A 15,562-nucleotide genomic window follows, 5' to 3' on the forward strand; every position below is an offset into this window, starting at 1 on the left:
GTGGATTGCGTGGACTGGGTTTCCTGGTTCGGTGCGCCGGAGTACGGATTCGCCCGGCAGGTGCTGCAGCGAGGTGTGGCGGCACTGTTCTTTGTTGCGTTCCTGTCTTCCCTGAACCAGTTCCCTGCGCTGCTGGGCGAACGCGGTCTGTTGCCGGTACCGGACTATCTGGAAGGGTTCAGCGCGCGCCGGCGGCCCACGCTGTTCCGTTGGCGTTATTCGGACCGGCTGCTGCGTGGTGTCTGCGCTACCGGACTGGCAATTTCAGCCCTCCTGGTGGCCGGTATCCCCCAGCTCGGCCCGCCGTGGGTTCCGCTGATCGCGTTTCTGGCCCTGTGGCTGCTGTACATGTCGATCGTCAACGTGGGGCAGACGTTTTATGGCTTCGGCTGGGAGATGCTGCTGCTGGAGGCCGGGTTCACGGTGGCGTTCCTTGGCTCGGACCAGACGGAGCCGCCGCGCACCATCCTGATCCTGCTGGCTTGGCTCGTCTTCCGGCTGGAGTTCGGCGCCGGGATGATCAAGATCCGCGGCGGCCGGGAGTGGCGCGACCTGACGGCCCTCTATTTCCACCACGAAACCCAGCCCATGCCGGGGCCGTTGAGCCGCCAGGCGCATCTCCTGCCCAAACCTTTCCACCGGCTGGAGGTCCTGGGGAACCATTTCGCCCAGCTGGTGGTCCCGTTCTTCCTCTTCGCACCGCAGCCCCTGGCAAGCGCGGCCGCCGGCATCATCATCTTCACCCAGCTGTGGCTGGTGGCCAGCGGCAATTTTGCGTGGCTTAACTGGATGGCTGTTGTGCTGGCGTTCGCCGCGGTCAGCGACCCCGTGGCCCACGCCGTGTTGCCGTTCCTGCCGCTGTCCGGGGATCCCCGGGTGGACGTCCGTGGCCATCCCCCGTACTGGCTTGCCATCACTTTGGTGGCCACCTTCCTGCTGGTGGTGCTCAGCTACTGGCCGCTGCGCAACCTGCTCTCCAAAGGGCAGTTGATGAATGCCAGCTTCAACCGCTGGCAACTGGCCAACACGTACGGCGCGTTCGGCACGGTAACGAAGCACCGCGTCGAGATCGTGGTGGAGGGCACCCTGGACAAGGACCCTGCGGACTCGGCGGACTGGCGCGAATATGCGTTCAGGGGCAAACCCGGTGACGTGCGCCGGCTGCCCCGGCAGTGGGCGCCATACCACCTGCGGCTGGACTGGCTGATGTGGTTCCTGCCGTTGCGCACGGTCCACGAGGAGTGGTTTTACGCGTTCCTCACGAAGCTGCTGGAGGCGGACCAGCAGACGCTGCGGCTTCTCCGTGCCGACCCGTTCGACGGCGGTCCGCCGCGTTGGGTGCGGGTCAACAGTTACCTGTACCGTTTCGCCACCAGGGCTGAGTTCCGGGAGACCGGCGAGCGCTGGGTCCGGACCCCGCTCTATGAGGCCATCCCGCCGCGGTCCCTCCGCGGTTCCCGTGGACGGCGGCGATGATTCTGTCCCTGGCGGTTCCTGCCCGGTGTCCCTAGGAGTGGATGCGGGCCCGGCGGATGGTTGCTGCGGCGTGCTTGAGGATGGGTCCGTCGATCATTTTGCCCCCGTACTGGAATACACCGGACCCGGCGGAAGCGGCGACCCGCAGCAGTTCGGTGGCGGCGGCGACGTCGGCCTCGGACGGTGCGTAGGCTCCCCTGACAATGGCCGCCTGAGTGGGGTGGATACAGGCTTTGGAGCCGAATCCTGACGCTGCGGCATCAGCCGCCTCCAGCGCCAGCCCGTCAAGGTCAGGGATGTTGACGTACACTGCGTCCACGGCTTCTTTCCCGAAAGCCCGGGCGGCGAGCAGCACCGCGGACCGGGCGTGCAGTGCCACGGCCCGGTAGCCGCCGTCGTCCGTTCTGCTGGACGTGCCGCTTAGGGAAGCCAGCAGGTCTTCGGCGCCCCACATCAGTGCCACCACGTTGGGGGCTGCAGCGATGGCAGGTGCGTTGAGGACCCCGGCGGCGGTCTCGCACAGGGCGATGACGTGGTAGTCCGTCAGGGCTTCGAGCTGGGCCGCGCTCTCTGCCTTGGCCAGCATCACCGTGCGGTACGGCGTGTGGGCCAGGCAGTGCAGGTCCTTCTCGAACTCGGCGGTGCCGGCCGGGTTGATCCTGACGATGGTGCGGCTGGGATCGAGCTCCGGCCCCTCCCCGGCAGCGCCCAACTGGGCCAGGATGGCGCCGCGCGCCCGCTGCTTGTCCGCGGGTGCCACGGCGTCCTCGAGGTCCACGATGACAGCGTCCGCGCGTTGGGCGGCCTTAGGGAAACGCTCGGGACGGTCGGCAGGGCAGAAGAGGAGGGCGGGACCCATCACAAATGTCATACGGACATTGTCCTCTTTTCGGGGCCCTGCACGCTCCCCTTTTCAGCTCCTGCAGGCTGGACCTGTTGCCCGGAAGACTGCGCTATATGGGCGTCCCGGGTCCACATGAGGCAGCTCCGCGTGGCCAGCGCCACCACGGTGCCGTCCTGGTTCCTGCCGGTGTGCTGCATGGTTACGATCCCCTGGCCGGGACGCGATCCCGAGAGGCGCTTCCCGGTGATCACGGTCTCGGTGTAGAGCGTGTCCCCGTGATACAGCGGGTGCGGGAAGGAGACGTCCGTCAGGCCCAGCTGCGCGATGATGGTGCCCTGGGTGAGCTGCGATACGGACTGTCCCACCAGGGTGGACAGCGTGAACATGGAGTTGACCAGCCGCTGGCCGAACGGCTGGCCGGCGCTCCACGCGGCGTCCAGGTGCAGGGCCTGGGTGTTCATGGTGAGCGTGGTGAAGAGGACGTTGTCCGCCTCGGTTACTGTGCGGCCTGGCCGGTGCGCGTAGACAACGCCTTCTTCGAGCTCGTCAAAGTACAGGCCGCGCTGTTCGATGACCCGGGGGGCGTCGGTTGTTGGGCCCGGGGCATCGGGGAGCGGAACCCCGTTCATACGGTGAGCTCCTGGTCTTCTTCGAACAGTTCGGCGCCGGTTGCCGCCGCCACGTCCTCCACGGAGACGTTGGGGGCCAACTCGCGGAGCACCAACCGGGACCGCCCGCCTTCGGTGACCACGTCGATCACGGCGAGGTCGGTGATGATCCGGTCCACGCAGGCCTTGCCGGTCAGCGGCAGCGAGCAGTGCTCCACGATTTTTGCGTTGCCGTTGCGGTCCACGTGCTCCATCATCACGATCACCTTCTTGGCGCCAAAGACCAGGTCCATGGCCCCGCCCATGCCTTTGACCATCTTGCCCGGGATCATCCAGTTGGCCAGGTCGCCGTTCTGCGCCACCTCCATGGCGCCGAGCACGGCCACATCCACATGCCCGCCGCGGATCATGCCGAACGACGAGGCGGAGTCGAAGAACGCTGCCCCCTTGTTGACCGTGACGGTTTCCTTGCCGGCGTTGATGAGGTCCGGATCCACTGCGTCCTCGCTGGGGTACGGTCCCACGCCCAGGATCCCGTTCTCCGAATGGAGCACCACCTCGACGCCTGCCGGGATGTAGTTGGGAATGAGCGTCGGCATGCCGATGCCGAGGTTGACGTACTGCCCGTTGCTGAGCTCCCGGGCCACCCGGGCGGCCAGTTCGGTGCGCGTCCACCCTTTGGCCTCCGGATTGGTGCCTTCGGGATGGCCGACGGCGGCACGCCGGTATTCGGGCCGGACGGCTTCGGGGCGGGGAGGCGCTCCCTGCGTGCTGCTGGACTCCATGGCTACGCTCCTGCCTGTTCGGTGGCGCTTTCGGTTCCGGCAGCCTGTGCAAGGGCGACGGTCCGCTTTTCGATCCGCTTCTCACCGGCGGGAACCACCACCACCCGCTGGACAAAGATGCCAGGCGTGTGGACGTGCTCGGGGTCCAGCTCGCCCGGCTCCACCAGTTCCTCCACCTCGGCGATGGTGATTTTTCCGGCCATGGCGCAGAGCGGGTTGAAGTTCATGGCGGTGGCGTGGAAAACCAGGTTGCCGTGGCGGTCGCCTTTCCAGGCGTGGACCAGTCCGAAGTCGGGGGTCAGGGATTCCTCGAGGACATAGTCCACGTCATTGAACGCCCGCACTTCCTTCGGGGAAGACGCGATGGCGATGCCGCCGTCGGCGTCGTACTTCTGCGGCAGGCCGCCGTCGGACACCTGAGTGCCCACCCCCGCCTTGGTGTAGAACGCAGGGATCCCGGCGCCGCCGGCACGGAGCTTCTCCGCAAGCGTGCCCTGCGGGGTCAGCACCACCTCAAGTTCACCGGACAGGTACTGGCGCGCGAACTCCTTGTTCTCGCCGACGTACGAGCTGACGGTCCGCCGGATCCTGCCGTCGCGGAGGAGGACGCCCAGGCCCCAGTCGTCCACTCCGCAGTTGTTGCTCACGGTTTCGAGGTCCTTGGTGCCGTGCCGGTGCAAGGCATCGATCAGGGCAACGGGGATTCCGCAGAGGCCGAACCCTCCCACTGCCAGAGACGCGCCGTCTGGAATGTCCGCAATGGCTTCCTCGGCGCTGGCAACAACCTTGTTGATCATCGTTGGTCCTTTCAAGGGTCTCGACAGGCTCGACCACCGCGTGGAATTTCCCGACCAGCGGGCTTGTTACAGTCCGAGTTCGCGGGCGATCAGCATCAGCTGGACCTCCGTGGTGCCCTCCCCCACTTCAAGGATCTTGGAGTCGCGGTAGTGGCGTGCCACGGTGAATTCGTTGATGAAGCCATAGCCGCCGAATACCTGGGTCGCATCCCGCGCATTGTCCATGGCCGCCTCGCCTGCGACCATCTTAGCGATGGCGGCCTGCGTCTTGAACGGCTTCCCGGCCAGCATTCTCGATGCGGCGTCGTAGTAGGCCAGGCGGGCTGTATGGGCCCGCGCCTGCATGCGGGCGATCTTGAACGAGATGGCCTGGTACTTGCCGATGTGATGGCCGAACGCGCTGCGTTCCTTGGCGTACTTCACCGACAGATCAACACAGCCCTGCGCCGCCCCCGTGGCCAGTGCTGCGATAGCGACCCGGCCCTCATCCAGGATGGAAAGGAAATTGGCGTAACCCCGCCCCTCTTCGCCGAGCAGGTTCGCCTCCGGCACCCGGACGTCCTTGAGCGTCAACGGGTGCGTGTCCGAGGCGTTCCAGCCAACCTTGTTGTAGGCCTTTTCCGCCTTGAACCCCGGCGTGTTGGTGGGCACCAGGATGGTGGAGATCTCCTTCTTGAGGCTGCCGTCCTTGCGTTCCTTCTGACCCGTCACCGCGGTGACCGTGACCAGGCGGGTGATGTCCGTGCCGGAGTTGGTGATGAATTCCTTGTTGCCGTTGATCACCCAGTCGCCGTTCTCGCAATGGGCGTGCGTTTTGGTGCCGCCGGCGTCCGAGCCGGCTTCGGGCTCCGTGAGTCCGAAGCCGGCGAGCGCCTTGCCGGAGGCCAGCAGCGGCAGCCACTCCTCCTTCTGCGCCTCGGTGCCGAATCGGTACACCGGCATCGCGCCGAGGGAAACTCCTGCCTCCAGCGTGATGGCCACGGACTGGTCCACCCGGCCAAGCTGCTCAAGGGCGAGTGCCAGGGCGAAGTAGTCCCCGCCCATCCCGCCGTGCTCCTCCGGGAAGGGAAGCCCGAACAGGCCCATGTCTGCCATCTGCGACACCACTTCGTACGGGAAGCTGTGCTCCTCGTCGTGCTTGGCCGAGACCGGCGCCACCACGGTGTCCGCAAAATCCCGGACGGTGTCGCTGAGGTCCTGGTATTCCTCGCTGAGCTCAAAATCTGCCATGGCTAGGCTCCCTTGCCTGTGTTGTTCGACTCCATGTAGGAATCCTGAAGTGAATCCGCGGGTGCATCCGCGACTGAATCGGCGGGTGACGGGTGGATGGTGGCCAGCACCTGGTCCGCTTTGACCGGCTGGCCGGCCTTGATGCTGATGTGGACCGTGCCTGCCACCTCTGCCACCAGCTGGTGTTCCATCTTCATCGCTTCCACGGCGAGGAGGACCTGGCCCGCTTCCACGGTGTCGCCGTTGCTGACGGCAACGGACACCACCGTGCCCGGCATGGGTGAGCGCACCTCCGGGTCCGCGGTGCCTTCCTCGCGCTCGACGGCGGCGAGCACCCGGACGAGCCGCGACTCCCGTGTCAGCACCTCCAGCCGGCAAGACCAGCCGCCGTTGCCGAGGAACAGCTCCGCGGGAACTCCGAAGGCCGGGTTGCCCGGGGTGCCCGGGGTGAGGCTGTCCGGGCCCGCGTCCGTTGGCGCCAGCGAGTAGTCCGTGGTTTCGCCGTCCAGGGTGAGGACCAGGCTCCCGCGGCCCGGCAGCCGCAGGGAGGCCGTACGCCAGGGTCCTTCGCCGACGCGGACCTGAACCGGGCCGGCAGCCGCTTGGCCTGTGACGCTGACTGTTGCGATCCCTCCGTCGGGACTTCCCAGGCTGATCCGCCGGGGCGCCGGAGCGCCGATCCGCCAGCCGTTGCTTGCCTGCCACGGACCGGAGGGTGTCACCGCGTTGCCCTGTTCCCCGCTCACGACGGCGTACAGGGCTGCCGTGACCAGTTCGGCGTCGTCAATCCGCCGGAAGGCGAAGTCCGGCATTCTGCGTTCGATCAGGCCGGTGTCGAGATGCCCTGCGCGGACATCGTCGTCGTTGATCAACAGCCGCAGGTACTCAACGTTTGTGTCGATGCCAAGGGCTGTGTAGCCGGCGAGGGCCGCGTCCAGGGTGTCCAGGGCAACGGTGCGGTCCGGGCCCCACGCGATGACCTTGGAGATCATGGGGTCGTAGCTGGACGAGATCTCCAGCCCCTCGAGGAGTGCTGAGTCCACGCGGATTCTGCCGGCTCCGTGCTCGGGCGTTTCGTCGAGCAAGAGCACGGTTCCGGTGGACGGCATGAAGTTCCGCTCCGGGATTTCCGCGTAGACGCGGGCTTCGACGGCGTGCCCGTTAAGGTCGACGTCGTCCTGGCGAACGGTCAGTTCCTCACCGGCGGCGATGCGGACCTGCCATTCAACCAGGTCCAAGCCGGTGACCATTTCCGTGACCGGGTGCTCCACCTGAAGGCGCGTGTTCATCTCCATAAAGAAGAACTCGTCCGGGGCCTCGTCGGAGACCAGGAACTCCACAGTTCCGGCGCCGCTGTAGTGGACGCTCCGTGCCGCCTGGCAAGCGGCCTCACCGATCCGTGCCCGGGTGGCACCGCCGTCGTGCAATGACTCCAGCAGGGGCGAGGGCGCTTCCTCGATGACTTTCTGGTGGCGGCGCTGCAGCGAGCACTCGCGCTCCCCGAGATGGATGACGTTGCCGTGGTTGTCGGCCAGGATCTGGACTTCGATGTGTCGGGGCATGCGGACCAGCCGCTCCAGGAACAGCGTGTCGTCGCCGAAGGCGCTGGCGGCGACGCGGCGGGCGGTTTCCAAGGTGGCCGGCAGGTCCGCGGCCCGTTCCACGATGTGCATGCCTTTGCCGCCGCCGCCCGCTGACGGTTTGATGAGCAGCGGGAATCCGACAGTGTCCGCGGACTCGATCAGCTGCGCGTCAGTCATGCCCGGTTCGGCGATGCCCGGCACCACCGGGACACCGTAGCCGGCCACGTGGTTCTTGGATCGGATCTTGTCGCCCATGACGTTCAAGGATTCGACGCCAGGGCCGATGAAGGTGAGGCCGGCGGATTCAAGGGCGCGGGCAAAATCGACGTTCTCGCTGAGGAAGCCGTAGCCGGGGTGCACAGCCTCGGCGCCGGTGTCGCGGCAGGCCTGGATGATCGCCGCAACCTTGAGGTAGCTCTCTGCCGCGGCGGCCGGGCCGATCCGCACGGCAGTGTCAGCCTCGTGCACGTGCCGGGCCCCGGCGTCGGCGTCGCTGTAGACGGCCACGGAACGGATGCCCAGTGCGCGCAGGGTACGGATCACGCGGCAGGCGATCTCCCCACGGTTGGCGACCAGCACGGTGTTGAACAGCGGCTCTTGCGGCGTGGTGGAACGAATGTCGGGCGAGGAAACGGTCATGGCTGGCTCACATCCGGAAAAGGCCGAAGGAGGTCTCCGGCAGCGGGCTGCGGGAGACGACGTCGAGCGCCAGTCCCAGGACGGTGCGGGTGTCCGCGGGGTCAATCACGCCGTCGTCCCAAAGGCGGGCGGTGGAGTAGTAGGGGCTGCCCTGGTCTTCATACTGCTGTTTGATCGGGGCCTTGAAGGCTTCCTCGTCCTCAGCGGACCATTCCTGGCCCGCCGCTTCGTACTGGTCGCGCTTGACGGTGGCCAGGACGCCGGAAGCCTGGTTTCCGCCCATGACGGAGATGCGGGACGCAGGCCACATCCACAGGAAGCGCGGCGAGTAGGCCCGCCCGCACATGGAGTAGTTGCCCGCGCCGAAGGACCCGCCGATCACCACCGTCAGCTTGGGAACCCTGGCGGTGGCCACTGCGGTGACCATCTTCGCGCCGTTCTTGGCGATGCCGCCCTGTTCCGAGTCCTTGCCCACCATGAACCCGGAAATGTTCTGCAGGAAAATGAGGGGAATGCCGCGCTGGTCGCAGAGCTCGATGAAGTGTGCGCCCTTGAGCGAGGACTCGCTGAAGAGCACGCCGTTGTTGGCCACGATCCCCACCGGGTGCCCGTGCAGCCTGGCGAACCCCGTGACCAGTGTGGCGCCGTACTCCTTCTTGAACTCGTGGAACCTGCTGCCGTCCACCAGCCGGGCAACGACCTCGTGCACGTCGTACTGCGCGTTGACGTCCGTGGGGACGGCGCCGTACAACTCCCCCTGATCCGCCAGGGGCTCGACGGCGGTGTCCACATCCCACGCGGGAGCTGCCGGCCTCGGCAGGGTGGCCACGATGTCGCGGACGATCTGCAGTGCGTGTTCGTCGTTCTCGGCGAGATGGTCCGTGACCCCCGAGATCCTCGAGTGCACGTCACCGCCACCCAATTCCTCCGCGGTAACGATTTCGCCGATGGCGGCCTTTACCAGCGGCGGACCGCCCAGGAAGATGGTGCCCTGGTTCCGCACGATCACCGTCTCATCGCTCATCGCCGGAACGTAAGCGCCGCCTGCCGTGCAGGAACCCATGACTGAGGCGATCTGCGGGATCTTCGCTGCTGACATCTTCGCCTGGTTGAAGAAGATCCGGCCGAAGTGCTCCTTGTCCGGGAACACTTCGTCCTGCTTCGGAAGGAACGCCCCACCCGAATCCACCAGGTAGATACACGGCAGACGGTTCTCCAGCGCGATCTCCTGGGCGCGGAGGTGTTTTTTCACCGTCATCGGATAGTACGTGCCACCCTTGACCGTGGCGTCATTGGAAATCACCAGGACCTGGCGGCCGTGCACCAGCCCGATCCCGGCAATCACCCCGGCACCCGGCGACTCGTTGTTGTACATGCCATTGGCTGCCAGCGGCGCGATCTCCAGGAACGGGCTGCCGTCATCCAGCAGCCGGTCGATGCGTTCCCGGGGCAGCAGCTTGCCGCGGCCCACATGGCGCTCCCGCGACTTCTCCGGCCCTCCCAGCGCGGCGTCGGCCAGCCTGGTCCGGAGCTCGGTGGCCAGCGCCAGCTGCGCAGTGTTGTTTGCAGTAAACACTTCACTTGCGGCATCAAGCCGGCTGGCAAGGGTCTCCATCGACGGTGTCCGTTCCTCATCCTGTGAAAGCCACCAAGGCTCCGGCCAGAGCCGCAAAAGCCAGCCCGGTTAATGCTTTATAACTGGAATTCAGGTTAGTCTTTATTAACTGTGATGTCCAACACAACAGGACATTGTTAGAATCTGCTGTTCCTAGGAGGAAAAGCATGCCCACAACCCCACCGGTCAAGCCGTCCGCACCGGCACTGGCAGCCCACGTAACTCCCGGAACACCCCGCAGCCAGGCGAAGGAGAACCGCCGCCAGGCCCTTCTTGCCGCGGCCGCGGCGCTCTTTGCACTGCACGGGTTCAACCGGGTGTCGTTGGAGGATCTGGGCGCCGCAGCTGGTGTCAGCGGCCCGGCCGTCTATCGCCACTTCCAGGGCAAGCAGGCGGTGTTGGGAGACCTGCTGCTCACCGTCAGCCGCGAGCTGCTCGACGGCGGCCGGCGCGTCATTGCCGAGACCACGGACCCACTCGCTGCGCTCCGGAGGCTGGTGGGCTTCCAGGTGGAGTTCGCACTGGGAAAGCCGGACGTGATCCGGGTGCAGGACCGGGATTTCAGCAACCTCAGCCAGAAGGACCAGTCCGAGGTGCGGGCGCTGCAGCGGAATTACGTGGAGATTTGGGTGGAGGTCCTGTCGCTGCTGCACCCGGGCACCGACGCCGTCGAACTGCGGATGCGGGCCCACGCTACTTTCGGCCTGATCAACTCCACGCCGCACTCCGTACGGAACCACGGACGCAAGATCGCGCACAAAACAGCCCGGCCGCTTCTCGAGAGCATGGCGTTGGCGGCACTCACGGTGGACGTTCCCGAAGCCCCCTGACCACAGGCACGGCGCCTCCAGGGTCCGGGCGACAAAAAATGGCCTGCGGGTGGGGCGGGCCTGAGCGGCGGGTGCGACCCAGACCTCAGAGTTTTTGTCCAGATAAAACGGTTTAGATCGCCCCCAACCCGGATTATCTGGACAAAAACTACGGGTCAGACCATCGTGAGCACCATGCCGGGTTCGGCCAGGATGGCGCCAACATCGGCAAGGAACCGGGAGCCCTGCTCCCCGTCCACCAGGCGGTGGTCAAAAGACAGGCTCAGTGTCATGACCTGGCGCAGGGCAACCTCATCCTGGAATTCCCACGGCGTTCTCCGCACGGCCCCCATGGCCAGGATGGCGGCCTCACCGGGGTTCAGGATGGGCGTGCCCGCATCGATGCCGAAGACCCCGATGTTCGTGATGGAGATGGTGCCGCCGGAGAGGTCGGCCGGGGCAGTCTTGCCCGCCCGCGCCATCTCGGTCAGCCCGGTCAGGGCTTCGGAGAGTTCCAGCAGCGACAAGGTATCCGCGTCCTTGATGTTCGGCACGGTGAGCCCGCGGGGAGTCGCCGCGGCGATGCCCAAGTTCACGTAGTTGAACTGCACAATCTCCTGACTTGCCTCCTCCCACCGTGAGTTCAGCGACGGGTTGCGCCGCAGCGCGATCAGCACCGCCTTGGCCACCAATGTCAGCGGCGTGAGCTTGTAGCCGGAAAAGGCCCGGCTCGACTTGAGCTTGGCCAACAGGTCCATGGTGGGTGTGACATCCACCGTGAGGAATTCCGTCGCATGGGGAGCCGTGAACGCACTCGCCACCATCGCGGCCGCCGTGAACTTGCGGACGCCCTTGATGGGAGTACGGACTTCCCGGCCGCCCTGCGCTCCCGGCCCCGCGGCAGAAACCGAATCCGATACCGCGGAAAGGTGACGCACCGGCGCCGACAGTTCCCCGCCGACGAAATTCCGGACATCCTCCCGCGTGATCAGTCCGCCGGCGCCGGTACCCGCGACCGCGGCCAGCTCGACACCAAGGTCTTTGGCCAGCTTCCGGACCGGCGGCGTGGAGCGTGGGCGCTCTGCAGTGTCGGTTTCGGCGGGCTGCGTTTCTGCAGGCACTGTTGCAACAGGCTCAACCACCGCGGTTGTGAAGGTGCGGGCCAGGCGAACGGGACGGCCTGAGCTTTCGACGACGGCACCGTACCCCACCAGGTTCGGCTCACGTTTTGCGGCGCCCGCCACAGCATTGTTCGCCCCGGCGGGCGCAACCCCCGCAGGCGCAACCCCCGAAGGTGAGCCGCCGCCGTCGTCCGCTACTTCGAAGGAGACGATCGGCTTGCCGACCTCCACGATTGTTCCGGGTTCTTCGTGGAGGGCAGTGATCACGCCCGCGAAGGGTGAGGGCAGCTCCACTACGGCCTTTGCGGTTTCCACCTCGGCGATGACCTGGTTCAGAGTCACAGTGTCCCCCACAGCCACTTTCCAGCTGAGGATTTCGGATTCCGTGAGGCCTTCGCCGAGGTCCGGGAGCCTGAATTCCTTGATCATGGTTGCGCTCATCCTTCCAGCCCGCTGAGGGAGTTCGGGCGTCCGAGGGCGCGGTCCACACCGTCGAGGATCCGGTCCAGGCCGGGCAGATGGTGCATTTCGAGCTTGGAGTACGGGTAGGGAATATCGAACCCGGTGATGCGGACGGGGGCGGCTTCGAGGTGGTAGAAGCACCTCTCTGTAATGCTGGCTGCCACTTCCGCGCCCAGGCCACCGGACTGGCCGGCCTCGTGGGTGACCACGAGCCTGCCTGTTTTCCGGACGGACGCTTCAACGGTGGCGTAGTCCACGGGTGCCAGCGAGCGCAGGTCGATCACCTCGATGGAAATGCCTTCGTCGGCGGCCGCGGTTGCTGCGTCCTTGGCCGTCTTCACCAACGGCCCGTAGGCCACCAGCGTCACGTCCGTGCCCGCGGTGACAACGCGTGCGGAGTCCATCGGCAGAGCGGCGCCCGGATCGATGCCCTCATCCACTTCACCCTTGTCGTGGTACCGGCGCTTGGGTTCGAAGTACAGCACCGGGTCATCGGACAGGATGGCCTGCTGGATCACCGTGCAGGCGTCCTGCGGGTTGGAGACGCTGACCACTCGAAGCCCCGACGTATGTGTGAAGTACGCCTCGGGCGATTCGGAGTGGTGCTCGGGTGAGCCGATGCCTCCCCCGAACGGGACCCGGATGGTGATGGGCATCTTGACAGCCCCTTGCGTGCGGTAGTGCAGCTTCGCCACCTGGCTCACAATCTGGTCGAAGGCAGGGTAGATGAAGCCGTCGAACTGGATCTCCACCACCGGGCGGTAGCCGCGGTACGCGAGGCCGACGGCGGTACCCATGATGGCCGATTCGGCCAGCGGGGTGTCCACCACACGGTGCGTGCCGAAATCTTTCTGGAGGCCGTCGGTCACCCGGAAAACACCGCCAAGGGTGCCGATGTCTTCGCCCATCAGGATGACTTTTGGATCGTTTTCCAGGGATTTGCGCAGGCCGGAATTAATGGCGCGGGCAAAGGTCATCTGGGTCATCAGCGTGCACCTTCTTCTGAAGTGGCTCCCGCGGGATCGCCGAAGGAAGCCAGGTAACGGGCATAGTGGTCCTGCTGCCGGTCCAGCCACGAGTTGGGCTCGCTGTAGACATGTTTGAAGATGTCCATCGGCTCCGGATCCGGCATGCCGATGCAGCCCGAACGGATGTCGCGGGCGACGGCCTCTGCCTTGTCGTGAACGTGCTGCCTGACCTGATCCGTGAGGAGGCCCTTGCGTTCCAGCAGGGCCTTGACGCGCTGGATGGGGTCCTTCGCGGCCCAGTCCTCCAGTTCGTTGGCGTCACGGTAGCGGGTGGGATCGTCAGCGGTGGTGTGCGGTCCCATGCGGTAGGTGACTGCTTCGATGAACGTGGGTCCGCCGCCATGCCGGGCACGGTCCAAGGCCACGCGCGTGGCTGCCATAACGGCCAGCACATCATTGCCGTCCACCCGGAGACTGGGAATGCCGAATCCGGTGGCCCGGTCCGCGATCTGGATGTGGGACTGCAAGCGCACAGGCTCCGAAATGGCCCAGTGGTTGTTGGAGCAGAAGAAGACCACGGGCGCCTGGAAGCTGGCGGCAAAAACCATGGCCTCGTTGACGTCGCCTTCACTGGTGGCACCGTCGCCGAAGTACGTCACCGCCACCGAGTCCGCACCGTCGTTCTGGATGCCCATGGCGTAGCCGGTGGCATGCAGCGTCTGCGCGCCGATAATGATCTGCGGGGTGGCCATATTCACGGTGTACGGGTCCCAGCCGGAGGAGGCCGTGCCACGCCAAACCCGGGTGATATCCGTCAGGTCCACGCCGCGGCAGTATGCCACACCGTTTTCCCGGTAGCTGGAGAAAACAAAGTCGTCCTCGCGCAGGGCCCTGCCGGAACCGACCTGCGCCGCCTCTTGCCCCAGCAACGGGGGCCAAAGACCGAGTTCGCCCTGACGCTGGAGGGCGGTGGCCTCAACATCGATCCGTCGGATCACAGTGAGGTCTTCGTAGAGGGAACATAACTGCTCATCCCCTATGTCCTTCACCCAGGGATCAAACTCCGGGTGGCTGATCCGCTCCCCTGCCGGGGTAATCAGCTGGATCAGGTTCCTGTCTGTAGACACGATGGCACGCAACCTTCTCACGTCGTTTGACCGGGGCCTGGGGACTTGTGGTCCCGCCCGCCGCCAGCCGCCCGGGCGCCGTTGCCCCGGATATTTGTGACCCTACTCACAATGCTCAATGGGTACAACCACCGCAGCTGATACTGCGCAAAATGCCCTGTTTGCACTGCTGCCACCGTGCTAAAGTTGCGCATTATGCACGCTTTGGATGGCACAGACACGCGGCTGCTCTCGGCCCTGGCCCGCGACCCCCGGCGGACGGTGGTGGCGTTGGCCCAGAAGCTGGGGCTGTCCCGGAACACCGTGCAGGCGCGCATGGCCCAACTGGAGAAGAAGCACGTCTTTCTGTCCTTTGAACGGCGGATCAATCCGGCGTCACTGGGCTATCCGCTGATGGCGTTCATATCCGTCCATGTCCAGCAGCAGAAACTGGGGCAGCTGGCCCATGACCTCGCCGGCATTCCGGAAATCCTGGAAGGCTACGGTCTCACCGGCTCCGCTGACCTCCTGCTCCGCGTGGTGGCCCTGGACGCCGAGGATCTCTTCCGGATCAACGGGAAAATCCTGGCGTGCGATGGAGTGGACCGGACGGATACCGCACTGGCCATGGGCGAACTCATTCCCTTCCGCATCCAGCCATTGCTTGAGCGGGGATCCGGAGACGCCTAGGGCCGGCAGCCCTTACTAATACTCCGATACCCAGCCCCGGCAGGGTGGGTTATAGGCTGTTCCAAGGTGAATCCATGGGTGCCGTTCAGCGGGTCCCTACAATAAGGCAGTGCCAGTGCGTTGCCGGAAAGGCTCCATCGTGAGCAATCCTCAGGAACCGTACCAGCCGGTCCAGCCGGCGGCCTGGCCCGCAGAACCAGCCGGGCAGCCCGGGAACCCTGGGCAGCACGGCGCGCCACCGCTGCCGGGCAACCCGCCGCATGGTGCGCCGGGACAGTATGGGGCACCTGGCCAGTACTCGTCAGATGGACCGTTCGGCCTGCCCGGACAGGAACCACCGGTGCGAAACCGCCGGAAGCCGTGGACCATCCTCGGCGTTGTTGTCGGTGTCCTGCTGCTGGCGGCGGTCGGCGTGCTCATCCTGGTCAACGTTGTCAACGGAGCCACCAACCATGCTCGGGGCCTGGCTGACGGCTTCACGAAGCTGGTGATTGCGGGCGACAGTTCCAAGGCCTACGACGACTATCTTGACCCCGCACTCCATGAACAGCTGACCAAGGAAGAATTCATCGCCGGCATCAAGACGCTAAAGATGGATAGGACCTGCAAGCCGGCCTACAACCAGGTGAACGCCAGCACCGAGAACGGCACGAAGGCGGCCGACGTGGCCGGCCTCATCACCTGCGACGGCGACAAGAAGATCGACCTCGCCTACCGCTTCGAAGGCACCGACGAGCTGAGAATGATCAACATCAAGCTCAAGCCCCAGGCCTAGCGCCCGGAACCACAGCAGAAAAGAGTCCCCATGCCTTATGGCCCGGGGACTCTT

At 65.7% G+C, this 15,562-nt stretch carries 14 protein-coding genes; 4 read left to right on the forward strand and 10 right to left on the reverse strand.

Annotated features, from left to right (window positions below; translation table 11 throughout):
- Positions 1-9 precede the first annotated feature (9 nt).
- Positions 10-1,476: a lipase maturation factor family protein gene (locus tag DAD99_RS01990; protein ID WP_193340125.1), complete on the forward strand. Its 1,467-nt coding sequence runs from the start codon at positions 10-12 to the stop codon at positions 1,474-1,476.
- A gap of 31 nt (positions 1,477-1,507) precedes the next feature.
- Here DAD99_RS01990 and DAD99_RS01995 read toward each other — a convergent pair whose 3' ends face one another.
- From DAD99_RS01995 to DAD99_RS02025, 7 genes are all read right to left on the reverse strand, one after another.
- Positions 1,508-2,347, reverse strand: a complete 840-nt coding sequence (locus DAD99_RS01995) for a CoA ester lyase (RefSeq protein WP_193340126.1) — start codon at positions 2,345-2,347, stop codon at positions 1,508-1,510.
- A complete protein-coding gene (locus DAD99_RS02000; protein ID WP_227007511.1) occupies positions 2,344-2,949 on the reverse strand; it encodes a MaoC family dehydratase in 606 nt (201 codons plus the stop codon). Before DAD99_RS02000 ends, DAD99_RS01995 begins: the two co-directional genes overlap by 4 nt.
- A complete protein-coding gene (locus DAD99_RS02005; RefSeq protein ID WP_193340127.1) occupies positions 2,946-3,713 on the reverse strand; it encodes a CoA transferase subunit B in 768 nt (255 codons plus the stop codon). The genes DAD99_RS02000 and DAD99_RS02005 overlap by 4 nt, the downstream gene beginning before the upstream one ends.
- Before the next feature lie 2 nt (positions 3,714-3,715).
- Positions 3,716-4,510: a CoA transferase subunit A gene (locus DAD99_RS02010; RefSeq protein ID WP_193340128.1), complete on the reverse strand. Its 795-nt coding sequence runs from the start codon at positions 4,508-4,510 to the stop codon at positions 3,716-3,718.
- 66 nt (positions 4,511-4,576) lie between these two features.
- On the reverse strand, positions 4,577-5,740 hold the full coding sequence (locus DAD99_RS02015) for an acyl-CoA dehydrogenase family protein (protein ID WP_193340129.1): 1,164 nt from the start codon (positions 5,738-5,740) through the stop codon (positions 4,577-4,579).
- Positions 5,741-5,742: 2 nt separating this feature from the next.
- A complete protein-coding gene (locus tag DAD99_RS02020) occupies positions 5,743-7,962 on the reverse strand; it encodes a biotin carboxylase N-terminal domain-containing protein (protein WP_193340130.1) in 2,220 nt (739 codons plus the stop codon).
- A 7-nt stretch (positions 7,963-7,969) separates the two neighbouring features.
- Positions 7,970-9,577 (reverse strand): carboxyl transferase domain-containing protein, encoded by a 1,608-nt coding sequence (locus DAD99_RS02025; RefSeq protein ID WP_193340131.1) that lies wholly within the window; start codon positions 9,575-9,577, stop codon positions 7,970-7,972.
- Positions 9,578-9,744: 167 nt separating this feature from the next.
- Between DAD99_RS02025 and DAD99_RS02030 the strand changes: the two genes are divergently transcribed.
- Positions 9,745-10,407 carry a TetR/AcrR family transcriptional regulator gene (locus DAD99_RS02030; RefSeq protein ID WP_193340132.1) on the forward strand — a complete coding sequence of 221 codons (663 nt, stop codon included), beginning with the start codon at positions 9,745-9,747 and terminating at the stop codon, positions 10,405-10,407.
- Between the two features lie 155 nt (positions 10,408-10,562).
- Here DAD99_RS02030 and DAD99_RS02035 read toward each other — a convergent pair whose 3' ends face one another.
- From DAD99_RS02035 to pdhA, 3 genes are read right to left on the reverse strand one after another with little or no spacing between them, the layout of a single operon-like run.
- Positions 10,563-11,936, reverse strand: coding sequence for a dihydrolipoamide acetyltransferase family protein (locus DAD99_RS02035; RefSeq protein WP_227007512.1), 1,374 nt, complete (start codon positions 11,934-11,936; stop codon positions 10,563-10,565).
- Between the two features lie 8 nt (positions 11,937-11,944).
- The gene (locus DAD99_RS02040; protein WP_193340134.1) at positions 11,945-12,955 is read right to left on the reverse strand and encodes an alpha-ketoacid dehydrogenase subunit beta; all 1,011 of its coding nucleotides are present in this window, start codon (positions 12,953-12,955) and stop codon (positions 11,945-11,947) included.
- Positions 12,955-14,064 (reverse strand): pyruvate dehydrogenase (acetyl-transferring) E1 component subunit alpha, encoded by a 1,110-nt coding sequence (pdhA, locus tag DAD99_RS02045; RefSeq protein ID WP_193340135.1) that lies wholly within the window; start codon positions 14,062-14,064, stop codon positions 12,955-12,957. Before pdhA ends, DAD99_RS02040 begins: the two co-directional genes overlap by 1 nt.
- 195 nt (positions 14,065-14,259) lie before the next feature.
- Between pdhA and DAD99_RS02050 the strand changes: the two genes are divergently transcribed.
- Together DAD99_RS02050 and DAD99_RS02055 are read left to right on the forward strand one after the other, a co-directional pair.
- Positions 14,260-14,733, forward strand: a complete 474-nt coding sequence (locus DAD99_RS02050) for an Lrp/AsnC family transcriptional regulator (protein ID WP_185263076.1) — start codon at positions 14,260-14,262, stop codon at positions 14,731-14,733.
- Between the two features lie 139 nt (positions 14,734-14,872).
- A complete protein-coding gene (locus DAD99_RS02055; protein WP_309233178.1) occupies positions 14,873-15,508 on the forward strand; it encodes a collagen-like protein in 636 nt (211 codons plus the stop codon).
- Positions 15,509-15,562: the final 54 nt, after the last annotated feature.

Source organism: Pseudarthrobacter sp. AB1 (genome assembly GCF_014926485.1).
Classification (GTDB): Bacteria; Actinomycetota; Actinomycetes; order Actinomycetales; family Micrococcaceae; genus Arthrobacter.

Excerpts from the sequence above, each read along its gene's own strand:
- DAD99_RS02030 (WP_193340132.1), top strand. The coding sequence starts at position 9,745 with ATGCCCACAACCCCACCGGTCAAGCCGTCCGCACCGGCACTGGCAGCC.
- DAD99_RS02015 (WP_193340129.1), bottom strand. The coding sequence starts at position 5,740 with ATGGCAGATTTTGAGCTCAGCGAGGAATACCAGGACCTCAGCGACACC.
- DAD99_RS02005 (WP_193340127.1), bottom strand. The coding sequence starts at position 3,713 with ATGGAGTCCAGCAGCACGCAGGGAGCGCCTCCCCGCCCCGAAGCCGTC.
- DAD99_RS02025 (WP_193340131.1), bottom strand. The coding sequence starts at position 9,577 with ATGGAGACCCTTGCCAGCCGGCTTGATGCCGCAAGTGAAGTGTTTACT.
- DAD99_RS02000 (WP_227007511.1), bottom strand. The coding sequence starts at position 2,949 with ATGAACGGGGTTCCGCTCCCCGATGCCCCGGGCCCAACAACCGACGCC.
- DAD99_RS02050 (WP_185263076.1), top strand. The coding sequence starts at position 14,260 with ATGCACGCTTTGGATGGCACAGACACGCGGCTGCTCTCGGCCCTGGCC.
- DAD99_RS01995 (WP_193340126.1), bottom strand. The coding sequence starts at position 2,347 with ATGACATTTGTGATGGGTCCCGCCCTCCTCTTCTGCCCTGCCGACCGT.
- DAD99_RS02010 (WP_193340128.1), bottom strand. The coding sequence starts at position 4,510 with ATGATCAACAAGGTTGTTGCCAGCGCCGAGGAAGCCATTGCGGACATT.
- DAD99_RS02040 (WP_193340134.1), bottom strand. The coding sequence starts at position 12,955 with ATGACCCAGATGACCTTTGCCCGCGCCATTAATTCCGGCCTGCGCAAA.
- DAD99_RS02035 (WP_227007512.1), bottom strand. The coding sequence starts at position 11,936 with ATGATCAAGGAATTCAGGCTCCCGGACCTCGGCGAAGGCCTCACGGAA.
- DAD99_RS02020 (WP_193340130.1), bottom strand. The coding sequence starts at position 7,962 with ATGACCGTTTCCTCGCCCGACATTCGTTCCACCACGCCGCAAGAGCCG.